Annotated in this window: 8 protein-coding genes; 5 read left to right on the top strand and 3 right to left on the bottom strand. The window is 60.0% G+C overall.

What is annotated here, in order from left to right; all coding sequences use genetic code 11:
- From ACWIZX_RS13615 to ACWIZX_RS13600, 4 genes are all read left to right on the top strand, one after another.
- Positions 1-397: CPBP family intramembrane glutamic endopeptidase (locus ACWIZX_RS13615; protein WP_448336156.1), on the top strand; the 397-nt coding region annotated here is incomplete at its 5' end.
- Between the two features lie 23 nt (positions 398-420).
- Positions 421-1143, top strand: coding sequence for an alanyl-tRNA editing protein (locus ACWIZX_RS13610; RefSeq protein ID WP_448336155.1), 723 nt, complete (start codon positions 421-423; stop codon positions 1141-1143).
- Between the two features lie 284 nt (positions 1144-1427).
- A complete protein-coding gene (locus ACWIZX_RS13605; protein ID WP_448336154.1) occupies positions 1428-1835 on the top strand; it encodes a response regulator transcription factor in 408 nt (135 codons plus the stop codon).
- A 166-nt stretch (positions 1836-2001) separates the two neighbouring features.
- The gene (locus ACWIZX_RS13600; RefSeq protein ID WP_448336153.1) at positions 2002-2808 is read left to right on the top strand and encodes a sulfite exporter TauE/SafE family protein; all 807 of its coding nucleotides are present in this window, start codon (positions 2002-2004) and stop codon (positions 2806-2808) included.
- Here the strand turns inward: ACWIZX_RS13600 and ACWIZX_RS13595 are convergent.
- Entirely contained in the window at positions 2805-5132 is a 2328-nt protein-coding gene (locus tag ACWIZX_RS13595; RefSeq protein WP_448336152.1) for a ComEC/Rec2 family competence protein, read from the bottom strand. The two genes, ACWIZX_RS13600 and ACWIZX_RS13595, sit on opposite strands and share 4 nt — an antisense overlap.
- A 6-nt stretch (positions 5133-5138) precedes the next feature.
- Positions 5139-5747 carry a methyltransferase family protein gene (locus ACWIZX_RS13590; protein WP_448336151.1) on the bottom strand — a complete coding sequence of 203 codons (609 nt, stop codon included), beginning with the start codon at positions 5745-5747 and terminating at the stop codon, positions 5139-5141.
- 120 nt (positions 5748-5867) lie between these two features.
- On the opposite strand from ACWIZX_RS13590, the gene ACWIZX_RS13585 reads away from it, so the two are divergent.
- Positions 5868-7169: a CSLREA domain-containing protein gene (locus ACWIZX_RS13585; protein ID WP_448336150.1), complete on the top strand. Its 1302-nt coding sequence runs from the start codon at positions 5868-5870 to the stop codon at positions 7167-7169.
- On the opposite strand, the gene ACWIZX_RS13580 is transcribed toward ACWIZX_RS13585, so the two are convergent.
- Positions 7145-7601: hypothetical protein (locus tag ACWIZX_RS13580; protein WP_448336149.1), on the bottom strand; the 457-nt coding region annotated here is incomplete at its 5' end. The genes ACWIZX_RS13585 and ACWIZX_RS13580 overlap by 25 nt on opposite strands.

Here is a 7601-nt window from a genome sequence, read left to right as displayed (position 1 = left end):
GCTGATGTGCGCTTACCTGTTCAGCATCGGCCGGGCCTGGGTGGAAAGCGCAATGGCGGCCGCCGAAATGACCCAGCCGCTGGAAATTGCCCCCCTTATCCGCTGGGCAACCTTTCTGACCGGTGTTCTGATCGCCCCGTGGGCCGAAGAACGTTTCTTCCGCGGCGAGTTAATCAGCCGCTGGCAACCGCGGCTGGGAAGCGGGGGGGCGGTGCTGGCTTCGGCGGCGCTGTTTGCCACCCTGCAGCTGCGTCCGTTGTTATGGCTGCCCGCTTTTCTGGCAGGAATTGGCTTTGCCTGGCTGGCTCAGGCGCAGGGCGGGTTGAAATCGGCGATTGTGGCCCATACCGTTGTCAACCTGCTGCTCTTTGCGCTCGGCTGGCAGTGGATGATTTAACCAAGCGAAGATGAGGATACACCATGACCGAACTGCTTTACGCTACCGACAGTTACCTGAAAGACTTTACCGCCCGTGTAGTAGAGGTGGATGAGGAAAACCGTGCTGTCTTATTGGATAGAACCGCGTTTTACCCCGGCGGGGGCGGTCAGCCGTGTGACGGCGGCATGTTGAGTGATGAAAATGGCGGCGTCTGGCAGGTGGCGCGGGTGAAGAAAACACCCGCCGGTATCTGGCATACGCTGGCAGGTGAAGCCGGCCTGCCCCAACCCGGCGTGACTCTGCATGGCGCGCTGGACTGGGATCGGCGCTATGCGCTGATGCGTACCCATACCGCCCTGCACATCCTCTGCGGCGTGGTTTTTCGGGATTACGGCGCGCTGGTCACCGGCGGCGAAATGGAACCCCTCAAGGGGCGCATGGATTTTGAATTTGAATCCCTGACTGCCGATCTGGTAGCGGTCATCGAGCAGGCTGTCAATCGCGAAGTGGAAGCCGCTCATCCGGTGCGGGTGCAGATTCTGCCGCGCGAAATTGCTTTTCAGATTCCCGATTTGATTCGTACCAAAATCAACCTGCTGCCGCCGGAAATTCAGGAAGTGCGCACGGTGGAAATTGTGGGACTGGATTTACAGGCAGACGGCGGCACGCATGTGGCCAACACACGCGAAGTCGGCCCCATCCGCGTGGTGGATTACAAAAGCAAGGGACGCATCAACAAACGGCTTTATATTGAACTGGACTGAAGAGTGGCGCGGCAGTCGTGGAGTATGGCTTTCTCAAAGTTGCTTGACAATCCTAAAACTTTGTATCGAAACTCAAATTGTGGCAAAACAACCCCCACCCACCTCCCCCAATATCGCCAAAGCGATATTGGGGGAGGCGCAGGAGGGGGTTCGTGTCGTTACTGGCAGGGTATCCCTAAACCGGTTAGAAGCAGAATGACTGAGCAGCCAAACGACTTTGAGAATGCGCAATTTTCCACAGCGTTTTGCTTGACAATAGAACAATTATTCTATAAAATAAGATTATGAACCTCTGGAAGCGCCTGTTGAACCTTTTCAGGGAGGAGGCAGGGCAGCAGCAGCGCACCTTTGCCCTCGATGCCCGTCTGGAACAGTCCCTGCGTCAGCTGGCGGATCAGGAGCAGCGCCCGCCGGAGGAGATTCTGCAGACGCTGATCGAGGCCGGCCTGCAGCACCGCCGTCAGAATGAAGAGGCCTGGCGGTGCTGGAAGCTGCTCACCCCGCGCGAGCAGGAAGTTGCCGCGCTGATCTGTCTCGGTTACACCAACCGCCAGATTGCCGTCCGGCTGGGCGTTGCACCCGAAACGATCAAAACCCATGTGCGTAATCTGCTGGTCAAATTCAACCTGCACCAGCGCAACCAGCTGCGCGAGCGGCTGGCCGGCTGGGATTTCAGCGCGTGGGAGCGATGAGAAAGCATGGAGCATTTTCAACCCGCTCCTGCGCAGGCGGGGCCATGTGGGAGATTGCCGCGCTTGCTCGCAAGGACAGCGGTCAAAAAGTCGTTTGAAGAGCTTTTCCTCAAGCGAAGTTTAGCCTACACTTATCCTATCCCTCCTCTCGTTTTTCCGCTGAAGGATGACTGAGATATTGCTGGCTTTTGCCGTTGCGGTTCCCATCGCCGTACTGGGCGGGCTGATCGGCCTGGGCGGGGCTGAATTCCGCCTGCCGGTACTGGTCGGTTGGCTGCGGCGCAGTGCGCATCAGGCCGTGCCGATTAATCTGGCCGTCAGCCTGATTACCCTGCTGGTTGCGCTGATCGTGCGTTCGCGCACCCTGCCGGCCCTTCCGCTGGAATCGTTAGCCGTGATTCTGGCCTCCATGATCGGCGGAGCCATGCTGACCGCTTTCCTCGGCGCAGGTCTGACTGCCCGTCTTTCACCGCATGCGCTGGAAGGCTGGATGCGTTTTCTGTTGACCGCCATCGGCCTGCTGCTGATTGGGGAAGGTTTTTTCCCGCTCTCCGAGGCCGGGCTGGTGGGCGCGGCCGGCTGGGCGCAGGCGCTGGTTGGCTTTGCCGCCGGCTGTCTGATCGGCGTGGTCAGCAGTACGCTGGGTGTAGCCGGCGGGGAGCTGATTATCCCCACCCTGATCTTTATTTTCGGCGTAGGGGTCAAAACCGCCGGCAGCGCCAGCCTGATCATCAGCCTGCCGACGGTCATAGTCGGGCTGGCGCGTTACGCGCGCCGGGGGCTGTTGTTCAGCCGCGCCGAAGGGCTGAAAATCGTCCTTCCAATGGGGGTGGGGTCGGTCGTCGGCTCGATGATCGGCGGGGTGCTGGCGGGCATCGTCCCTGCCAGTTTGCTGAAGATCATCCTTGGCCTGGTGCTGATCGCTTCCGCGCTGCGCATGTTCCGCCGCACACCCTCACCCCATTCCGCCTAAGGCCGCTCGCCCCGCAGCCAGACGGCGTGCCCGTCGCTGATCCACTCCACCCTTCCGCGGCGGGCAGTGGAAATGACCCTTTCCGCTTCGTCCTGTCCGCTTTGCAGCAAAATCAAAACGGGGGTGAGCGAGCGCCACGCCTCCGGCGGGGTTTCCTTCAGGTCGGCGCTGCTCAGCAGCAGGGTTGCGCCGTTGACAGGCGGGCTGGCGGCGCGCAAAGCTGCCGGGCTGAAACCGTTCGGCATCAGCAGGCGCGCATCGCGGTACTCGATCAGCAGCGCGGCCTTTTCACCATCGCTTTGCAGCACAGTCAGAACCAGTCCCTCATCCAGTTGCAGCCGGTCGCCGGCAGCCAGCCGTTGTTGAGGGGTGTCCGTCAGGGTCAGGGTCTGGTTGAGGCGGGCAGCCGTGCGGCTGACGGGCGGTTCAACCGCCCAGTACAGGCTGCTGGCGGGCAGGCGTTCCAGCGCGGCCGGCAGCCCTTCCAGCAGTGAGGCGCGCCGAAAGGGTAGCACCGCCGCATCCAATCGGCGCTGAAACAGACCGGTTTCGCCCCCCAGCGTCCCGGCCAGCGTGTTGGCGCGCGCGGCACTGCCCAGTAAAATCTGCCTTCCGCCCGGCGTGCGCAGGAGAACCGCCTGCCCATCCGGCAGGTGGGGGAGAATGACATGCAGGTTTCCATCCGGGCGGCGCAGGGCTGCCTGCCACACCAGCACGGTCAACAGCGCCAGCCCGCCCAGTACGAGCGAGGGTTTCATCACCTGCCGCAGCACGCCTGCCAGCCGCCCGGAATTTCTCCGCTGAAAGTGAGCCACGGCGGTCAGGCCGAACAGCAGAGCATACAGGCCGCCCGCCAGGCCCCAGCCGGCCGCGCCGAAATCCAGCACGCCGCCCGGCAGGCCTGCCAGCCATTCGACCATTCGGATGGTGTAGGCGGTCAGCGGGTAAGTCAGCCAGCCGAGCAGCTGACCGGCCGGCAGCCAGAGCATGCCGGCAATCAGCGCCAGCCCGCTCAACTGCATGACCAGCGGCTGCACCGGCAGGATGAGCGGGTTGGCGGCCAGCGCCGAAAGCGACAGGCGCCCGAATTGCGCCAGTACCACCGGCAGGGTGGTTACCTGCGCAGCAAGGGTGAACAGAAAATACTCCGAAACCGGCCGGGCAATCTGTCGTGCCAGACGAGGGGAAAAGCGGGCGGCTGTCCAGCCTTCAAAACCGCGCTGCAGCGGCTCGGCATACAAAATCAGCCCCAGCGTGGCGGTGAAAGAAAGTTGAAAGGAGGCATCCCACGGCAGCCAGGGGTTGAAGGCGGTCATCAGCGCCGCACTGAATGCCAGCGGAGTCAGGCCGGCCGAAGAACGGCCGATCAGCCGCCCGAAAAGTGCCAGACTGCTCATCAGCGCGGCGCGCACCACGGCCGGGTTGGCGCCGACCAGCAGGGTATAAAAGGTGACTGCCAGGGCGGCACACACGGCCGCCCACCCGCGCGGCAGCAGCCGGCCGAACAATGCCAGAAACAGGCCGCTCAGCACGCTCATGTTGAAGCCGGAGATGGCGATGATGTGTGCTGTGCCGGTGTCCTGAAAGGCGCGCGCCAGACCGGCGGGCAGGTCGCGCTCCAGGCCGAGCAGGATGCCGCTCAGTAAGGCCGCTTCGGGTTGGGGGTAGAGGCGGTTGAGAGTCTGGTAGGCTAAACTTCGCAGGCTGTAGACCGCTTTCAGCAGCGAACTGCCGGCCTGCCCGCTTTGCGGCGTGGCGGCTGGATACATCAGGTAGGTGTAAATTCCGCGCCGTGCCAGATAGGCACGGTAGGAAAAAGTTTCGTCTTCGGGCGGGGTTTGCGGGCTGCCCCACACCCGCACGCGCTGACCGTAATCCCACTCACCACCCGGCGGCAGGCGCAGCAGGGCAGCCCCCTGCACCGCCCGGGTGTGATTCGTACCGGCCAGGCGGATAGCATTGACCTGCATGGTCAGCAGAGTGGCATTTTCGCGGCGGTCGGGGTCGGCCGAAATCCAGCCGAGCAGTTCGGCTTTGCCGTTATCGTTGTAAAAAGCGAGGTGGCGGGGCGTAAAGAGGGGCTGGGCTGCTTGCCAGCGCCAGGCTCCCAGCAGCAGGGCAGCCAGAATCACACCCACCGGCAGCGGCAGAAAGCGGCGCAGAGCTGCCCAGCCGCGCCAGCGGCGGCTTATCCTGTCCTCCAGCAGCGCCAGCAGTACGGCTGTGCCCGTGCCTGCCAGCCAGAAAAGCGGCGACAGGTGCAGGGCTGCGCTCAGCCCAACCCCTGCCAGAAAGGCAGCCGAGAGCCAGAGCAGCGGCGGCACGGCGGCTCACTCCGGCGGGCGGAACAAACGCGGCAAAAACGCCGGTGTGCGGCGGCGGTATTCGGCATAGGCTTCGCCGAATTCCTCCAGCAGTTTATCCTCTTCGAATCGAGAACCAATAACGAAGTAGAGGGTTACCCCGATATTGAGCGCCAGCAGATTCCAGCTCATCACCGGCATCAGCCAGAGGAAGAGTAAAGAACAGGTGTACAACGGATGACGCACCCAGCGGTACAAACCGCCGGTGACAAAGCGCGACGGGCGGTCAAGCGCTGCCTGATCCATGACGGTATCCAGCCCGATGAAGCGCATCGCCCCGGTTTGCGCAACGCCGTACAAAAGGCCGACTGCTCCGGCAATTTGCAGCAGACCGGTCAGAAAATACCATGGAAAAGGAATGGTGTAGATCACCCGGTCGGGTAGCAGTGCGGTGAGCGCCAGCGGCGGCAAAAAGGTGACTGCGCCGAGGATGGAAAAAAACAGGCGGTAATAACGGCGGATTTGAACCCCGAAGCGCGCTTCAGCCCAGCGTTTGACCCGCCGAGAGGCGAGCAGCGAGTGCAGCGCGCCGTAGAAGAACATGGAAAGAAGAATCAGCCAGAAAGCGGGGGTCATCCAGTTTATTTTAACCCCAATCTAAATTTTTAGAAAATTATATGAATGCGGACTCATATTGTTGAAATTCAACTCCAATCACGATATTATCCAATTTACATAAAAATTGGAGGAATTGACATGATAAACCTTCTGCGGTTCTTGAGGTTGTTTTGTAATCTCATCCTAATGGGCCTCACCATCCTGCAGCCTTCTCCAAAACCTGTGATGGCGGATGTTACCATCGCTGTAAACACCACCACTGACGAGCTGAACAACGACGGCGACTGCTCGCTGCGCGAGGCGGTGAGGGCTTCCATCACAAATTCTGTCGTGGATGCCTGCCCGGCCGGCAGCAGTAGCGATACGGATGAAATCGTTTTGCCGGCGGGGGTCTATACGCTGACAATAACCGGTGCAAGCGAAAATGACAGCCAGACTGGCGACCTGGACTTGTCTGGGAAGATGAAACTAGTTGGCGCCGGCCGTGATACGACGATAGTTCAGGGCGGCGCCGGCTGGGATGACCGCATCTTCCAGGTATATTACCAAGTCGCCGGAGGAACGGATGTCACCTTTGAAAAGATGACAATTCAAAATGGCCAGACGCCGAATAACGAAAATGGAGGCGGCATCCATGTTTTCGGCACATCCAATCCGGACGATGTTCTGGTTAACTTAAAAGAAGTGCGACTGCAAAATAACCGTGCTATTGGAGATGATCCATCCAACGGAACGGGAGGCGGTTTGGGGATCACCAATGCGCCGACCATAACCATTCTCGACAGCCTGATTCAAAACAACAGCGCTCGCCGGGGCGGCGGCGTGTTTGTCGCCAAAGCCGAAATCAAGCGCAGCGTTTTCACCGGCAATCAGGCGAATGCTGGCAGTGCGCTGTACATCGTGCAGAATCAGCCGGCCTTGATTGAAAACACCACCATCAGCGGCAACGGAATTGGAAGTGATTACTCACCCCAAAATTATGTAATTTATGCGGATTTCGGCCCAACCGTTACGATCCGCTACTCCACCATTGCCAGTAACAACACCGCTTCTAATTTTGGAGGCGTTTATCTTGGTACGGGTCAAATAATTCTGCAAGGCACGATTCTTTCAGGAAACGCCATCAATAGCAACTGCGCAAATTTTAGCTCTCCCATTACCTCCAACGGCTACAATTTGAGCAGCGACAGCTCCTGCAATACTTACCTGAATCAATCCAGCGATTTGAATGGGACGGATGCGCTGCTCCACCCGCTGGGTTTCTACGGCAAGACGCTGCCCCACCATCCGCCGAAACTGGACAGTCCTGCGGTTACCAACCCCGGCAGCAGCTGCCCGGCAGAGGATCAACTGGGTACAGCGCGTCCTGCCTCCTCCTGCACGCGCGGCGCGGTGCAAAATGCTCTGGCGCTGGTTTACCTGCCGGTGGTCACCAAATAAACTGGCCCGGCGGCGGGGGAGCTTCGCTCCAATTCTCGTTTTCCGCCTGCGGAAATAAATTGCTGGGCTGCTGGGGTGCTTGCTACCTCCGCAGCCCAATCGAAAATTCTCTTTGCCAAAGGAAAGGTGAGTAGATCGGGCAGGCCGGCCTTGCGGGGAAACGGAGATGGCTTTCTCAAAGTTCCCTGACAAGCCTGTCGTTTTCTTTCCATTTCACGCATTATTCTTTCCGCCAATGGGCTGAGCAAAATGGGGGATCTTTTTTCGCTCTCGAAAAGGGATTTTGGTTCTGATGACTCGGAATGTGCCCAAGCAACCCAAAAGAAAATGCCCCCTTCCCCAAAGAGAAACACCGTTGACATTAACCCCAGCGCAGCGTCGGTCGCAATCATTGCCCCCCTTCCCCAAAGAGAAACGCGGTAAGCGGACATG

Source organism: Bellilinea sp. (assembly GCF_053501535.1).
The sequence above is the reverse complement of the archived record's forward strand: the minus strand, read 5'-3'. Positions and strand labels throughout refer to the sequence as shown.

Excerpts from the sequence above, each read along its gene's own strand:
- ACWIZX_RS13600 (WP_448336153.1), top strand. The coding sequence starts at position 2,002 with ATGACTGAGATATTGCTGGCTTTTGCCGTTGCGGTTCCCATCGCCGTA.
- ACWIZX_RS13610 (WP_448336155.1), top strand. The coding sequence starts at position 421 with ATGACCGAACTGCTTTACGCTACCGACAGTTACCTGAAAGACTTTACC.
- ACWIZX_RS13605 (WP_448336154.1), top strand. The coding sequence starts at position 1,428 with ATGAACCTCTGGAAGCGCCTGTTGAACCTTTTCAGGGAGGAGGCAGGG.
- ACWIZX_RS13590 (WP_448336151.1), bottom strand. The coding sequence starts at position 5,747 with ATGACCCCCGCTTTCTGGCTGATTCTTCTTTCCATGTTCTTCTACGGC.
- ACWIZX_RS13585 (WP_448336150.1), top strand. The coding sequence starts at position 5,868 with ATGATAAACCTTCTGCGGTTCTTGAGGTTGTTTTGTAATCTCATCCTA.